General features: G+C 40.1%; 14 protein-coding genes. 1 reads left to right on the top strand and 13 read right to left on the bottom strand.

Annotated elements, in window-relative coordinates; translation table 11 throughout:
• Nucleotides 1-72: 72 nt before the first annotated feature.
• A complete protein-coding gene (gene chrA / locus HDC92_RS20530; RefSeq protein ID WP_015809152.1) occupies nucleotides 73-1398 on the bottom strand; it encodes a chromate efflux transporter in 1326 nt (441 codons plus the stop codon).
• A 274-nt stretch (nucleotides 1399-1672) separates the two neighbouring features.
• Between chrA and HDC92_RS20525 the strand changes: the two genes are divergently transcribed.
• Entirely contained in the window at nucleotides 1673-2098 is a 426-nt protein-coding gene (locus HDC92_RS20525) for an SRPBCC domain-containing protein (RefSeq protein WP_015809153.1), read from the top strand.
• Nucleotides 2099-2101: 3 nt separating this feature from the next.
• Here the strand turns inward: HDC92_RS20525 and HDC92_RS20520 are convergent, their stop codons facing one another.
• From HDC92_RS20520 to HDC92_RS20465, 12 genes are all read right to left on the bottom strand, one after another.
• Nucleotides 2102-2947 (bottom strand): hypothetical protein, encoded by an 846-nt coding sequence (locus tag HDC92_RS20520; protein WP_183876904.1) that lies wholly within the window; start codon nucleotides 2945-2947, stop codon nucleotides 2102-2104.
• Between the two features lie 3 nt (nucleotides 2948-2950).
• Nucleotides 2951-3325 (bottom strand): GntR family transcriptional regulator, encoded by a 375-nt coding sequence (locus HDC92_RS20515; protein WP_183876903.1) that lies wholly within the window; start codon nucleotides 3323-3325, stop codon nucleotides 2951-2953.
• Between the two features lie 17 nt (nucleotides 3326-3342).
• On the bottom strand, nucleotides 3343-4167 hold the full coding sequence (locus tag HDC92_RS20510; protein ID WP_015809156.1) for a hypothetical protein: 825 nt from the start codon (nucleotides 4165-4167) through the stop codon (nucleotides 3343-3345).
• An 11-nt stretch (nucleotides 4168-4178) separates the two neighbouring features.
• Nucleotides 4179-5006, bottom strand: coding sequence for an ATP-binding cassette domain-containing protein (locus HDC92_RS20505; protein ID WP_015809157.1), 828 nt, complete (start codon nucleotides 5004-5006; stop codon nucleotides 4179-4181).
• 114 nt (nucleotides 5007-5120) lie between these two features.
• A complete protein-coding gene (locus HDC92_RS20500) occupies nucleotides 5121-6164 on the bottom strand; it encodes an NAD(P)-dependent alcohol dehydrogenase (protein WP_183876902.1) in 1044 nt (347 codons plus the stop codon).
• A 67-nt stretch (nucleotides 6165-6231) separates the two neighbouring features.
• Nucleotides 6232-6849 (bottom strand): GNAT family N-acetyltransferase, encoded by a 618-nt coding sequence (locus HDC92_RS20495; protein WP_183876901.1) that lies wholly within the window; start codon nucleotides 6847-6849, stop codon nucleotides 6232-6234.
• Between the two features lie 27 nt (nucleotides 6850-6876).
• A complete protein-coding gene (locus HDC92_RS20490) occupies nucleotides 6877-8148 on the bottom strand; it encodes a glycoside hydrolase family 71/99-like protein (RefSeq protein ID WP_183876900.1) in 1272 nt (423 codons plus the stop codon).
• Nucleotides 8149-8171: 23 nt separating this feature from the next.
• Nucleotides 8172-9428, bottom strand: a complete 1257-nt coding sequence (locus HDC92_RS20485) for a purple acid phosphatase family protein (RefSeq protein WP_183876899.1) — start codon at nucleotides 9426-9428, stop codon at nucleotides 8172-8174.
• A gap of 17 nt (nucleotides 9429-9445) precedes the next feature.
• Nucleotides 9446-11632, bottom strand: coding sequence for a GH92 family glycosyl hydrolase (locus HDC92_RS20480; RefSeq protein WP_183876898.1), 2187 nt, complete (start codon nucleotides 11630-11632; stop codon nucleotides 9446-9448).
• Between the two features lie 57 nt (nucleotides 11633-11689).
• Entirely contained in the window at nucleotides 11690-13336 is a 1647-nt protein-coding gene (gene pafA / locus HDC92_RS20475) for an alkaline phosphatase PafA (protein WP_183876897.1), read from the bottom strand.
• 53 nt (nucleotides 13337-13389) lie between these two features.
• The gene (locus tag HDC92_RS20470) at nucleotides 13390-14457 is read right to left on the bottom strand and encodes a glycoside hydrolase family 99-like domain-containing protein (protein WP_183876896.1); all 1068 of its coding nucleotides are present in this window, start codon (nucleotides 14455-14457) and stop codon (nucleotides 13390-13392) included.
• A 14-nt stretch (nucleotides 14458-14471) separates the two neighbouring features.
• Complete coding sequence (locus HDC92_RS20465) at nucleotides 14472-16082, bottom strand: SusD/RagB family nutrient-binding outer membrane lipoprotein (protein WP_015809165.1); 1611 nt, start codon at nucleotides 16080-16082, stop codon at nucleotides 14472-14474.
• Nucleotides 16083-16087 lie beyond the last annotated feature (5 nt).

The following is a 16087-nucleotide window of genomic DNA, read 5'->3' as shown; positions in this document are numbered from 1 at the left end:
ATTTAAAATATAAGCATACAAATCTGGCTATAACTTCTGTTCTTTTGGTCTACAGAATGCCATAAAAATAAACTAAGCAAGCCAATAATAACACAAGCCGTAACACATACTCATTAATATCAGATATACTACGTTAAGCCTAAACCTGAACAGCAAAGCCACTGATACCAACATCCAGGCCAGTGCAACCAAATCCAATTTATCTAATACAAAGCCATCAGGAAACAGCACTTCCTTACCCAAAAAAAGCGTCAGATTAAGAATCACTCCTACAACAGCTGCTGTTACAAAACCTAGTACATCCTTAACAACTGCATTACCCCTGCTTCTTTCCAGCACAGCCCCCCCTACAAAAATAAAAAGGAACGAAGGCAGGAAGGTATAGAAAGCAGTGGCTACAAGCCCAATACTTCCCATTAGCAAAGATCCAGAAAAATGATTGTATCCAGCCATAAAGCCCACATAACACACTACAATAATCAACGGCCCGGGTGTAGTTTCGGCCAGTGCAAAACCATCTACCATCTGCGATTTGCTTAACCAGTTGAACCTCGAAACACTAAACTGTGCTACATAAGGTAAAACGGTATATGATCCGCCAATTGTAAACAGCGCCGTCTGGGTAAAGAACAATACCAATCCCCTCCAGAAAGAAAAATCAGGACTCCATATGTAAAAAGCAGTTAGCGGCACTATCCAGAACAGCACAAACAGCCCGGTTTGTTTAATCAGCAATTTGGCGCTAAAATCTTTTCCCAAGCCCGGCGAATTCTTATTGATATAATAGTCGCCCTCATCCAGATGATCATCAACCTGTTCAGCAGCAGCCTTGTACATTAAACCTGGCCATATTGCTCTGAACAACAAAGCAAAAATAATGGCACCCAGAATAATATAGGGCATAGGCACATTAAAAAAGAAAATACAGGCAAAAGCCAATGCCGCCAAAATATAATGCAGAGAAATGTGCAGGGCCTTTCGGCCAACATTCCATACCGCATGAAGGATAATGGCCACAACAGCCGGTTTTAAACCAGCAAAAATAGCATTCATCCATAACTGGTTACCATAAGTTACATAAACCAGGCTTAGCCCCAATAAGATAAACATCGATGGAAGAATAAAAAAGATACCGGCCAGTATTCCGCCCTTTTTTCCATGTAACTGCCAGCCAATATAAATGGCCAATTGCTGCGCTTCAGGTCCGGGTAAAAGCATACACAAACTCAATGCATGGAAAAACCTGCTGCCAGAAATCCATTTCTTCTTCTCAACCAGGAAATCATGCATAATGTGCACATGCCCAAGCGTACCGCCAAAACTGATCCAGCCCAGTTTAAACCAGAATTTTAGGGCTTCTTTAAAAGATGGTTTGACTACGGAAATATCTTTATTCATTCAGGGGTTATATCAGGTTTAACCTATCCTTATCTTAACCCATAACCACGGCTATCCGGGAAGAAAAATGCAATTCAACTGAGTATTTAAACCTCCCCAAAGATACGAAAAACAGTCCGGCAAAACTACCACAATCTCACATTGCGGCCGCGAAATCCCCTAACACAAACTTACAGGCAACAACCCTGATAAATGAATGCTAAAAAATAAAAACAGTTTTGTAAAACATTGGTTTTATTGTAAATAACTCCTGATAAACAAAAATCATATATACATGAAAGCTGATCCATTTTTAATAGAACGAACTTTTAATGCTCCGGTAGGCAAAGTATGGGAAGCCATAACAGATACGCAAAAAATGAAACAATGGTATTTTGATATTGAGGCCTTTAAACCCGAACCAGGTTTTAAATTTCAGTTTCTGGCTGGCGACGATAAGAAAAAGTACCTGCATATATGTAAAGTGACAGAAGTAGAGGAAGGCAAAAAATTAACCTATTCCTGGAGCTATGATAATTATCAGGGACAGTCATGGGTTTGCTTTGAATTGTTTGGTGCCGGTACAGGTACGCGCATAAAACTAACCCATACCGGTCTCGACAGCTTCCCTAAAGATGACCCGGCATTTTCAAAGGAAAGCTTTGCCGCCGGCTGGACGCAGATCATTGGCATAAATCTGAAAAAATTTGTAGAACAATAAGGGCTATCGGTACATCTGGTTGATATTGACAGCCGGCATCTCAACGCTGGTCGAATCAGAAAACCTGCCGGCACATTGGTCAATCTTCATATTGTATACTTTAACTTTCGCTTTTCCAAGTGTGTTCAATGTCAGGTGTTTAATCACCTTATCCGTTTTTTCGCCATATCCTCCGTTCAGTTCAATTTCGGAAGTTCCTGCAGCATAAATGGAAAGCTGATCAAATGAACTCATATCACTTTTAACATTGGTATTTTTAAGGTTTAAAATAACTGATTTAGTACCCGTCTCCCTGAAGCTGATCTGCTGAACATCGGCAGTACGGATGTTAAGCTTTCCGATCTTTGTATCCGGATCAAAATGGGCTGAGCCGGTATGGCTCAGGTTCAAGGCTAAAGAGTCTGTATTTGCATTTAAGTTCATCCCTTTCCCGTTCAGTACATTTAGTTCTTTAATATCAGGACCGTAAACAGCAATCCGGGTATAATTGTCATGCTTCTTACCCGTAGCTTTTACCACAATCTGCAACTGGCCATTTCCGTCAACCAGAGCCGTAATCAATCCTTTCATATCGTCAGGAAACTTAACCCCCGATTTTTCATCCTTTACCAGTTTAACCACCAGGTGCAGCTGGTTTCCACCATCAATGGTAACCGATTTAAAAGGACTATTCACTGGTATAGAAGCAACATTTTCAGGAATAACACCAAAAGTATCCATTGCTCCTTTTTGCATTGCCGACTGGTCATCTTTTTCATAATATACCTCAGATACAATGGCTATACCTAATATAGGGATCAGCAAGAGTGCCAATGCAAAAGCGATCAATAATTTATTACTTGTCTTCATTTTTTAAGGATTAAAAGTTTCTTTGATAAAAGTGATATATCGTGTCTGCAATTCATCAAAATCTATATTCAACAGATAAATATTTCTAAAAAAAATGGGTAGTTCATCATCAACAAACTGGGTTTTACGATAGTTTTTCACATGGGCAAGGGCATCCTCCGCCACAAAAAAACCAATGCCTCTTTTGTTACTGATGATATTTTTACTTTGCAGCAATTCATAGGTCCGCATTACCGTGTTGGGGTTCACCTCGAGTTCTACGGCCAGCTCCCTTACCGAAGGGAGCTTCTGGTCAGTATTCCACTTTTGCAATAAAATGTGTTCACAAACGTATTCTGCTATTTGAAGGTATATCGCCTTATTGTCTCTAAATTCCATATCGATACCAATTAAAATTAAACCTCTTTTTCTTTAAGGCGCACATAGGCTATTCCCCAAAATATAAACGTAAATACCAGCAGCAATAATAAAAGCATCCATTCAATCGTGTCTTTACCTGGGTTATTAAAAAAAGATCCGGAATCCCCAACATGCCTTCTGTTCCTGGTTAAATATTCGCCCGTATTTACAATGATAAATGTCCATATACCTGCAAAAACCATTACCGAAAGGGCTGTCTTGATGTAATGGAACTTGTTAAAATAAACTGAACCCAATAAAAATATGCTGGTAAAGAAAAATGGAAAAACATATAAAGGCAGAAATCGATTTATCTTATTGTGCGCAAAGAAATAAGCCAGGTTGTCCTTTACAACGGTTACTGTACCATGGGCGTCCGTATAGGATGAAGTTTCAACAGAATGGGATATATTTCGCAATTTTGTAATAAAGATCAAATCCGTAAGGCAAAAAAGCACAGTAAAACTAATTGTAGTAAGTACTCCTGTAAAAAATACTCCGGCAACAAATTTTTCAAAGGTAGAAGCAGGAATCAGCAGATCGATAATGGTTTTGGATTTTTGCCCCAGGTGCGCAAAATAATTGCTGGCTACAGCAGTAATAAACAAAAATCCGAAGATCATAAATAGCGGCTCCCTGAAAACAAGATTTCTGGACGACACCGGACTGAGCCCCATAAACACCCTCCAGAAAGCAATCAGATAGCCCAGCAGGATCACCCCAAAAGCAACGGACAGCGTAACGAGGTAGATTTTCCCGAATTCCAGCCATTTTCTTTTAAGCAATAGCCCAAAACGCTCTATATTAAATGTATTGTTCATGTTTATCTGATTTAGTTAAAAGCTATTTTTATTTTAGTTTTCTCTGCCAGTACTGCATTAAAAAGGAGCTCCATATCCAGCTTACTCTCTTCTTTATGGTAATTTGGCATCAGGGCATTGTACCCCGAAAGCGAAGGTTCGGCATAGATCACCGTTTCATCCAGTTCTTTGATCCGTTTAAAACAAAGTTTATCAGTAATTTCTTCTACCGATGCCTTTAAAGCAATACTGCTTTCATCAAGCATGATCACTGTATCGATCAGGTTGTCCAGATCCCTAACCTGATGCGTAGAAATAATAATGCAGCGGTCTTCCGTAAGTGCGGCGGCCATAATTTTACGAAACTGCGCTTTAGAGGGGATGTCGAGACCATTGGTGGGTTCATCCATAATGATCAGTTGTGCCTGTGTAGCCAGGCCAAAAGCAATGATCAGCTTTTTCTTTTGTCCGTAACTCATATTAACGAGTTTCTGGGCTACAGGAATGTCAAATTCGGCCAGCAGTTCTTTAAAATAGCTATGGTTAAAATTGGGATAAAAGGCTGCATTCGCTTTTACATAAGCATCAATCTTTACCGATGGCAGATCAAACTCTTCAGGGATAAAACAGACCTGCTTCAGCAAAGCCGGTTGCCGTTTAGCAGGGTCAAAACCCATCACATCAATTTTTCCGCTCAGGGCATAGACCAGGCCGGCCATATTTTTCAATAAACTGGATTTGCCTGCACCATTTTTGCCCAGCAATCCGTAAATATGACCGGCACTTAGCTGCATGCTCAGTTTTTTGAAGAGCAGCTGTTGTTTGTTATATCCAAAATCCAGATCGGTAATCTTTATCATATACTACTGTATTAGTTAAATAATACACTAAAGTATAAGGTAACAATGAGACCTCCAAATTATTTGGATAAAATTTTTAATGATATTTGTTTTAAGCGTTTTCTTTTACCGGCTTTATAAGGTGGCCATATCAATTACAAAACGATAACGCACGTCACCTTTTACCATACGGTCGTAGGCGGATTGAATGTCTTTTATATCAATCATTTCAATATCGGAAACAATATTGTGTTCAGCACAGAAATCCAGCATTTCCTGAGTTTCGGCAATACCTCCAATACCTGATCCTGCTAAGCTTTTACGTCCACCAAGTAAACTAAATGCTGCTACTTGTGCCGGCTCCGGCGGAACGCCAACACAGATCATTGTGCCATTTGTTCTCAGCAAAGAAAGGTAAAGGTTAAAATCATGTGGTGCAGATACCGTATCCAGAATGAAGTCGAACGAACCTCTCGCTACTTTTAACTGAGCTGCATCTGTAGTAACCACAAAATTGTGGGCGCCCAGTTTTTTTGCATCAGCTTCTTTTGCAGGTGATGTACTCAATACAGTTACTTCTGCACCAAAGGCTACACCAAATTTAACAGCCATGTGCCCCAAACCACCCAGGCCCAATACGGCAAGTTTATGACCTTTGCCTACTTTCCAGTACCGTAACGGTGAATAGGTGGTAATGCCTGCACAAAGCAGCGGTGCTACCGCAGCCAGATCCAGTTTATCAGAAATATGCAGTACAAATTCTTCTCTAACTACAATCGTATTGGAATATCCACCATAGGTAGGCATAGAGCCATCACGCTCCATTCCGTTATAGGTCTGGGTATTACCCTCCAGGCAATACTGCTCCAGGTCCTGCTTGCAATTCTCGCAAACCTGACAAGAATCAACCATACAGCCTGTACCGGCCAGGTCGCCTACCTTAAATTTAGTTACATGATCGCCTACCTTAACTACACGGCCTACAATCTCATGTCCGGGTACCATTGGAAATATTCCCGGAAACCAGTCGTTTTTAATCTGGTGCAGATCAGAATGGCAAACGCCACAATACAATATATCAAACTGCACATCATGGGCGCCTACCTCACGACGGTTAAAAGTCCAGGGTGCCAATGGTGTATTTTCATCCTGTGCTGCGTATCCTTTAGTCTCTATCATCTTTATAAAATTTATAATTGTCTATACAAATGTAAATGATAAAGAAGAAATCTGTATAACGGTCAGGTCATGATTTTAACCTGCTTACCAGTTTATTTTTAACTGCAGGCCATTCAGCCGAAATGATAGAGAAACGTGCCGTATCCCTTATCGTATGGTCCACACCAAGCCGTTCTGCACGTAAAACACCTTCAAATTTCCCACCGATGCGCTCAATTGCTGCGCTCGACCGTTCGTTACGTACATCTGTTTGAAAACAGACCCGCAATGCTTTCCAGTTTTCAAAGGCATTGGTCAGCAACAACAGTTTACATTCTGTATTTACCGGTGTTCTTATCGCAGCTTCGGTTAACCAGGTATGCCCGATTTCACAAACGTCGGGCGTTTCTTTTCCATAAAACACAGCATTTTCGGGCCATGCCCAATGTTGTATGTTCCAGTACCTTGTCGATCCTTTTACTTTTCCATCTGCTATACCTACAATAGCATAGGGCAACATCGTGCCTGCTTCCTTTCCGGCAAGTGCAACTTCAATATATTTGTGCATTGCTGCTATGCCCTGCGGAACAAATGTCCACTTAAACAAGGATGGGTTGTATGCCGCAGCTTCAGCAAGGCCTGCGGCATGGGTATATGCCAGGGGTTCCAGCTTAACATGATTGCCAATTAATACAGTATGTTCCATACCTGTAAATTTAGGAAAGTTCCGCTATCAATAGGTTCTATATGGCATAGGTTTTTGAAAGGGAATTTCCTTTTTCAACATACCGGCAGCCTGCCCCGTTAACCATAAATAATGATCCGACGGTATCTCTTTTTCGTAAGGGACAAATTTACTGGCTCCAACAGGGGTATCGTGCCCAACTTTAAAAATAGCAGTTGCCTCATCTATTTCATCAAACATGGCCACATAAATCATCTCACATCCAATTTCTAAAGCACCCGATAATTGCTTCCAAAAAAAACTCCCTTTATTCCTTGGAATGGCATCAAAGGGATCATTGGGGCGCATATTTTTCCAGCTGAAACCTGGATAAACTACAGGTACATAGTCCAGTTTATTTTGCTTACACCAGGCCATATCTGTTTTAATACGTTCCTGAAATTGCGGATAGGTCTCTTCATTATACCTGCCTACAAACCAGGGATGCACAATATCTGCTCTTTTTATCGTCTGGTGGAGTTGGGGATCACTTTGCGTATCAAACTTTAGTTCTCTCCACCAGGTAGGTACACCAAGAAGTAAGGAACAACTTCCATATACCGGGTCGCTCTTAAAAAATGTAATTAACTTATCTATTTCAGACAGTCCATATTTTCTTCCATCATTAAAGCCAACACCCCATATGGCCACTAAAGGCTTATTATTGTGAAATAAATAATTCTCATTTAAATCTTTATTGTTTAATTTATACGTATCCACTAAACTTTTCCAATCGGCAATCACCTTTGTATAATCTGATGCATTCATCCCGGATAAATCATACATTACAGCTAAAGCCCTGTCGTATTTTTTAGCTGCATTTACTGCAGATTGAAATACTTTCTGATAATGTTTGTTTCCTTTTTCATCTTTTAACGTTGTCACAAAGCGCTGCATGAAAACCCCATCTATACCATAGTCCCTCATCCATCTAAAATGCAGGTCCACAGTACTCTCATCATATGAACTAAAAACATACGCAGCTCCCCCGTTGGCATATGTAAAAGATGTTTTATACTTTGCAGTGTAATCTGTAACATCTGGCCACATATCAATTTTACAGTTACCCGGTTCAAACCTGTTGTCCCTGTTTTTATAATGGTTCCAACCCCTGTCTGCTCCGTCACCATCGGCATTAAACCAACCCTGATAACCTGCCATCACCAAACCTTTATAGCTCATGTATTTACGGGTTTTAGATTGGTTTTGTTTACCAACAGAACGGCAATTCATACTCAATAACAATGCAGGGCATAAAAACGCCAATAATATTTTCTTCATACTAACTTTCTAATAAATAAAACTTATTTTATGATTTTAAAGTGATCAATCATTAACCCTTCGGTATTAAACACCTCATAACTGAGCTGATTATTTTCTATGGTCATTACGGCATAGGTATACATCTTTTCATTGGGTGTAAATACCATAGAAGGCATATCTGTACCACCAATCCCCTGCAAAGAACCTCCGGCCGATCCATTGGTAATGTAAACTGTCCCCTCAGGCTTTTGATAGATATGTTTATCTGCCGATTTAAAAATCTGGTCGTTCTTAATGGCAGTATGGCGTTCGTACACATGACGATGTCCGGTTAAGCAAAGGTCTATGCTATATTTATCAATAAGAGGGGTCACATTTTTTTGCCATTGTGGTACTAAACTCACCCCATAGGCGTACATGGGATAATGTGCATACAGAATAATCCATTCAATTCTTTTATTTTTTCTGGCCTTTGTAAGGTCATCATTTAGCCAGTTATATTCCGGAGAACCCTTTTCATATAACAACTTATCTACTTTGGCCGCTCCTTGTGCATATCCAGAATTGATAGCTACAAAATGGATGTTCCCATAGTCATAAGAATAATTGATATAATCTCCCGGAAGATTAAATAAATCATAATAGATCGGAAAAGGTTTTTGGAAAGAGGTGTCCTGGTTTGCGTTTACCACGTCATGATTACCGGTTACAGGCATAAACGGTATCTGTGCATTAAGTGGCTGTGTAGTATTTAGAAAAGCATCCCAACTTTTAACTACAGATCCATTTTCTACAACATCACCCATGTGCGCAATTAAATTGAATTTATGTTGCGCCATTTTCTGAACTATTTTGCTGGTTTCTTCAAAATCAAGGTTACCCTTGTTATTTTGGGTATCGCCCCAAACCCCAACTACATATTTACCTCTTTTACCGATTTTAGGTGCGGTTTTAAAAGAATAAACAGCACTCCAGCCCTCCAAATCAGAACCACACTGGTAGTAATAAGTCGTCCCGTCCCGTAAATTACTTAACTCAGCCTTATAAATATAGGCGCCTTTTAAACCACTTTTTGCATTTACCAAAGCAGTGGCCAGGTTGTTCAGCTTATCACTTTTAAGCCCATATCTAACCATTTTATTATTTGGCATTTTGCTGTTCCAGGTAATGGCCATGGTATGGCTGGTATTTGTTTCGTGTTGCCCTGTCCAGCTCAGGTGTATATTTTTAGGCTGTGCAAAAGCACCGGCAGAAAAAAATACGCTCACCATAATTAAGATCAATCCAGATGGTTTCATATCTTCTTATTAAGTTCTTACTTTGTTTTACCCCATTGTTTATTTGGTGTTTCCCCCATTACCAATTCTAAATTCCCACCTTTCAGGATATCAGAATGATTAAACGAGTGCTTATCCCAATTTACACCATTTAACTTTGCACTTTGAATATATTTTGCTGTAGATGAATTGTTCCTGGCTACAACGGTAAATGTTTTACCATTTTTAAGCTTCAAACTTATTTTATTAAACACAGGGCTACCAATATGGTAAACAGGTATACCAGGTGTAACCGGATAAAAGCCCATCATAGAAAACACCACAAAGGCACTCATTCCTCCCCCGTCTTCGTCCCCCGGAATACTAAATAAATTATCTGTGAACCAGGTATCCATTAACATGCGTATACGTTTCTGGGTTTTCCAGGGAGAGCCCAGGTCATTATAAAGATAAGGGATATGGAAGCTTGGTTCATTTCCCATTACAAACTGGCCAACTAAACCAGTTGCATCAGGAAACGTATTCCAAAGTACGTATTTACTTCTGCCAAGATCTTCTCTAAAAAGATTATCTAATTTATTTTCTGCAGCCTGTTTGCCGCCCATCAATTTAAACAAACCCTCCAGATCATGCTTTACGTCCCAGTTATAGGTATAAGCATTATTTTCAGTAAAATATTCTCTTCCACCCTGACCGCCTGAAAATTTAGGATCAAATGGTTCTATCCATTGCCCTTTATCGTCCTTGGGCCACATAAAACCTTTACTTTCACGAAAAACATTTTTATAGTTCTCAGCCTTGGCCAAAAACAGTTTACTATCTGCAGCTTTACCAAGCGTACCTGCCAGCTTTGAAATGCACCAGTCATCATAGCTTTGCTGTAAAGTAACCGCAACAGATTGTCTTTTTTCAAAATCATGAACTTCATTTACGCTTTCTTTTTCGCCCGGTCTTAAAGCTGGGAAATACCCTTTTTCGGCATAAAAAGAATCAAGGCCTATTGCCGGACCATTTCTCCAGGGTAAAAGTGTTGCTTCTAAAGAATTTTTCTTCAAACCTGCATAAGCTTTTTCCACATTAAAATTACGTATTCCCTTAAACCAGGCATCGGTAATCCATGCTGCTGCATGATTTCCGGTCATACATGGATTGTCGCCAAAAACCAATGCAAAAGAAGGCATCCAACCAGATTGTTCGTACATATTCACATAGGATGAAATCATATCAGCCTGCCTATCCGGATTCAGGATCATATGCAAAGGCTGATGGGCCAGGTAAGAATCCCATATCCAGTTGTCTACATAAAAAGGTCTCGAATCTGAATGGACTTTGTGATCATATGCACTATAATAACGGCCATACTCATTGATGTTGACCATACGTTCATAAGTACGGTACAAGGCCGTATAAAAAGAGCGTTTGTTGGCAAGTGTCCCTCCTTCTACCGTAATCTGGTTTAAAGCCTCTTCCCATACCTGTTTAGCTGTTGATTTAACTTTTTCAAAACCCCAGTTTGGGATTTCTTTCTCTAAATTAATCTTTGCCTGTTCTACGCTGATATATGAAATGCCATAGCGAAACTCAACACCATGAGAATTGCCCACTTTAAGAAAAAGGTTCTTATTCCCGGTTCCATCTTTATATTTTGATTCAGTAACATCTGCATTTAACTCCCCATAGAAATAAGCTTTCATGCCCTGAAAATCTTCTGAGCCACTAAGGATCCGTTTACCGGAAACTTTCAATTCTCCTGTTTCATTTACAACACCCAATCTTAGCCAATTGGCAGATGATGATGGAAATTTAAACCTGTAATATCCGCTCCTTTCCGAAGGAGAAAATTCTACCTTTATACCCGATTCTTCTAAAACAGCCGTATAGTAATGTGGTGCTGTTTTTTCCAGATCGTAAGTAAAACGCTGCTTCCAGCTTTTCTCATTCACTACTCCATTATATGGCATAACGGCAAATACATTCCCAATCCGGTGAGAATACATATTGAGGGGGAAATAACTGATCTGATCATCAAGCTGATCTTTGCGTACCGGATAAACCCTGACCATGCTATTGGGCAGGTGCATTGTTGGCCTTGTAGGCTCAAGGATATGCCCTACCGCCCCAATGGTCGGATCAACGTATTGCAGATTACTGGTTACTTCCTGCGCTTTCAGCCTGCTTTGTGAAAGCAACAGACATAAGAGCATTAACTTTATACTATTCTTCATAAACTATGATGTGGTTTTATTTTAAATCAAAGCGCATTGCTATTTCATCAGGCAAACTCAATTGTCTTTTTTCAATACTTCGTTAATGGCATAACCAATACAGCCGTTCGGCATTTGGATCCTAAGCAATGCAGCCAGTGTAGCAGAAATATCTGTCATATTTGTTTGTCTGTTTGTACGTCCCTGACTGATGCCCCAGCCCATCCAAACCAGGGGAATGTGGGAGTCATAAGGGTTCCACGCACTGTGCGAGGTACCGGTACGTCCTGTTGAAAAAACTGCGGGATCCAGGATAAGCTGTATCCCCCCTGAGCGATGTGCATTATGCCCATTTATAATCCTTCTTTTTATTTCCTCAGGCACGCTGGCATCCCCCACTTTATCCAGATCTACAACAAAAGCGATTTCTTTCTGAGTTTTTAAATAGGCAACGCACACTTTTCTGATGGCCTCTTCATTAAGCTTATTGGATTTGATCACATTATAGTTAAAATGGACCTGGGCATTCATCATACTCAATACAATGTCTTTCACTTTAAAAACATCTTCCAGGGCCTGGTTCATTTCGCGTTGCACCTTACTGCCAGACCAGTTGGAAGAAGGTAATTTATTATCGTTACTAAACTTAACATTATGGGCAGCCCCATGATCAGCACTTAAAAACAAGGTATAATTCCCTTTCCCAACCTTAGCATCCAAATACGTCAAAAATTCAGCAATGTCTTTGTCCAATCTTAAATAGGTATCTTCAGTCTCTATGGCATTTACGCCAAATTTATGCCCTACATAATCAGGTGGCGAAATGCTTATGGCCAGCATATCGGTAAATTCACCCTGTCCCAAATGCTCATTGTCTATAGTTGCTTTTGCCAGGTCCAGGGTAAATGTGCTTCCATAAGGGGTAGAACGGAGTATGTCATACCCTTTACTCATCATCTGAGAAGTTTTTATAGGAAATGTAGGTGTATTTTGTCCATCAAATAAACCTTCATAAGGGGTGTCATCTTTAGTACTCTGTGTATAAGTTTTAATGTCATACAAGGTATTCCAATCCTGGCTTAGGTATTTTGCAGGTAGTTTCTTTTCATTAAACTTTTTCAGCCAGGCAGGCAGATCATTCATATAATAAGTGCTTGTAATCCAGTTTCCTGATCCTGAATCAAACCAATAGGCTGCATCGGCACTGTGGCCAGCAGGTAAAATACCGCCCCTGTCTTTCAATGCAATACCAATTACTTTAGATTTAAAATTTGTAGCCAGTTTCAATTCATCTCCAATGGTATTGGCCAGTAAATTTCTTGGCGACATCTTGCCGGACTTAGATTTACTACCCACGGTTTCGACCGTTGAATCGCCTGCGCAGTAAACGGTTTTACCTGTAGCATTGATGATAAAGTCATTACCCGCAATACCATGTATTGCAGGAACCGAGCCAGTATAAATGGTACTATGGCCTATACCAGTTACGGTAGGTACATAGTCGATAAAAGTATTTTCACATGAAAACCCTTCGTTAAGCAAGCGCTTGAACCCATTTTGCTGATAGCGCTCGTAATATCTATACAAATAATCCCAACGCATCTGGTCTACTACCAGCCCCACTACCAGCTTAGGGCGGGGCAATTTATTTGAACTTTTATTTTGAGCTATACTGGATAAGGAACTGACAAAAAGTATCCACAATAATAATTTCCTGATTCGCATGTGATTTGGTTAAGTAAAAAATTTAGTTGAAATGTTTAGTTGTTCAAGGTGCATTACTGCACCTTGAATTCTCTTCTGGTAATCCCCAGAAACTGTTTGGTAAACTTTTTAGAAGGTTCAAGCGCTGTCCCTTTAGAAAAATCATTCCAGGAATTGATAATTACCATCTGATTTGTGCCCATATTACGTTTGGCCACATTGGTATAATCCACATAATTTTTTTCTGTTCTCTCTATAATCCGCTGTGTTGCAGCACTAGGTTCATTATAACCCGGAAATATGCAGGGCACATATTCCACATTTAGTTTATCCAGTGAAGTTTTCCAGTTTTGCCAGCTCAGGTCAACATAACTGTAAAATCCATACCACCTGTCATAATCTGGCGTATTCCAGGTATTCAAAACAATTGCATCCATAGCTGCAAGGGCAGTCTGATCAAAATTAACCGGGGCCGTCCATCCTGTCGATAATTCTCCGATAAAATAAGGATTAATGCCCAATGCAGTAAATTCTGTTCTTAACGATGCCATGACCATTTTATAATCTATACTGGTCAGGGCTGATGATGAAAGATTAAGTGGGGTAATTAAGATTACAGGACGTCCACCAATTTTATAATAGTAATCCTTGCTGATATGCTGCGTAACCAGGGTTTTAAACTCATTAACCATAGTCTGCAGCTTTGTACCTGTTAATGGGGCGGCATTTGTAGCATTAAGATGTGCAGTATTGAAACCAATAACCATCTTTACGTTCTGATTCGTTCTTCTTGATGCAAATGCACTTAACAGCGAATTATCTGTAGCCGCTGCATTCCATTTAAAGATCAGGTAATCTACGCCTGCCTCGTCTGCCCAGTTAAGTTGCTGAGGGAATACAGCAGCATCTGTAACTGCATTATAAGATTTGCCCCCAGCCGGCACCACCAATGAGGTATCTGAATGCGCTTTATTCCAATCCGTTGCTGTATAATTAAAATAATATGCACCTACCTTAGCATCTGATGTAAGTTTAATTGCCGGAATGTCATAGATATACTTATCCTTATCTATTAACACAGGATCTTTTTTACATGATGCCAATACAATTATGCATAATGCAATATTTATAATTTTTTTCATAATCTTCTATTTAATTATTGGGGCAAAAATGGATTTTTCTTAACTGGAAGGGCAAACCACAATTTAGTTTTTAATGCATCTGCAGCACCTAACCAAGGTATGGCTCTATTAATTTCAGCAGTATTCACCTGGTATTCAATACCAGGGTAATTTAACCGTTGCGGGATATAGGCATAGCCTACAGTTCCCCCTTCGCCACCATCAGGGTTAAAATGCGGAGGAAACTCTAAAACCTGGCTTCTTCTGATCAGTGTCCATGCATCCATTGCATTGTAAAAACCCGCCAGCCAATTCTGCATCACAATTTGTTTGTACGGATCTATCCTGGTAATTGCACTGGTAGTCAGCCCAAGGTAATCTGCAAATTCTGCCTTCCTCCCTGTAGTATCTACTACCGAATTCAGTTTAATACCTGGTTGGTTTAAATAATTGGTAATGGCCTGCAGTGGAATACCATACTTGGTCATCGAAGCTGTAACCCCTTCATTATAATACTGTTCGGCGGTTTTAATCCCTCCCCAGCCTTTTAATTTGGCTTCAGCTTTTAAAAAGCAGGTTTCTTCATAAGAAAGAAATACATATTCGGCATCAGGCTTGGTAAAGTAACTCCCAATCTGCGAATAATCCAGCTGTCCCAACGGAGAATGCGGATTACCCCCGGGTATATTAACCCCTAATGGCAATTGAGTGCTTTTTGGCTGCCCCCAATATCTACCCGAATAAGGGCCCTGGGCTGCTGGTTTGGCATATACCGGTAGTCTTGGGTCCTGATAAGGCAGCATGTATTGAACCAAAGATTCACTGATCACATTTAAACTTGAAGCATTCGCGCCAGCCTGCAAAACATTATACTCATATAAATAACTCCAGATTCCGGAGGTTGTACCCCAGAAAGCCCTCGCGGTTTCTGTAGCAGCGACAATGGTATTCGATTCGTTAGACAGCAGCTCGGCAATCACCTCTTTCGCCCTGGATTCTGATACATTCGATATTTGTATCGCAAGTCGCAGCCTCAACGCGTTTGCAAATTTCTTCCATTTCAACAAATCACCACCAAACACCGCATCAGCATTCCCCTTATAGGTATCTCCCTGAAGGTCTATAGCAGCCGAAGCATCTTTTAAGTCATTCAGCAGTGCTATATAAATATCTTCCTCTTTGTCGTAAGCAACGTAAGCATCTCCATTTAGTGCTTTCGTTTTAGGAACACTACCCCATACAGCTACAATATTAGAATAGATATAGGCCTCAAAAATTTTGGCAATGGCCACCCGGTTTTGATACCCCGGATCATCCGCATAATTAACCTGGATCTGGTGTACAGGCTGAAGACAGGAAATATAAGCACTACTCCAGTAACTATTTACAGCCGAGGCGAAAGTATAATACCTTTGAAGTTGGCCACCTCCAACAGATACATAATTGGAATAATGTGACAGGGCCTCACGACGCATCTGTCCACCAAAAAGGTTCATCGTATTCAGCACCGAAGTATTCAGTAGGTATTCCGGATCTACATTTTCAGGATTGTTGGTATTGATATTGGCTTTTTCCAACTCCTTTTTGCAGGATATAAGTACTATCGCAAAAGATAGTATGCATAATAATTTATATATATATTTCATGAGTA

Source organism: Pedobacter sp. AK017, from assembly GCF_014200825.1.
GTDB classification, from domain to species: domain Bacteria; phylum Bacteroidota; class Bacteroidia; order Sphingobacteriales; family Sphingobacteriaceae; genus Pedobacter; species Pedobacter heparinus.
The sequence above is the reverse complement of the archived record's forward strand: the minus strand, read 5'-3'. Positions and strand labels throughout refer to the sequence as shown.